Here is a 284-nt window from a genome sequence, read left to right on the forward strand (position 1 = left end):
ATGACTGGGGTGAAGTCGTAACAAGGTAACCGTAGGGGAACCTGCGGTTGGATCACCTCCTTACCTTAAAGAACCTGCCTTTGTAGTGCTCACACAGATTGTCTGATGAAAGTAAAGAAGCAAGGCGTCTTGCGATTGAGACTTCAGTGTCCCCTTCGTCTAGAGGCCCAGGACACCGCCCTTTCACGGCGGTAACAGGGGTTCGAATCCCCTAGGGGACGCCACTTGCTGGTTCGTGAGTGAAAGACGCGTGCCGAACTATCTCAAAACTCATCTTCGGGTGA

General features: G+C 52.5%; 1 tRNA gene and 1 rRNA gene. Both read left to right on the forward strand.

The window, feature by feature from the left end:
* A 16S ribosomal RNA gene (locus ACLH1U_RS25265) occupies positions 1-63 on the forward strand; the annotation flags it as partial.
* Between the two features lie 85 nt (positions 64-148).
* Positions 149-224: transfer RNA gene (locus tag ACLH1U_RS25270), tRNA-Glu, on the forward strand.
* Positions 225-284 lie beyond the last annotated feature (60 nt).

This window comes from Klebsiella sp. 1SOBk5mer, assembly GCF_046603115.1.
Taxonomy (GTDB): domain Bacteria; phylum Pseudomonadota; class Gammaproteobacteria; order Enterobacterales; family Enterobacteriaceae; genus Klebsiella; species Klebsiella quasipneumoniae.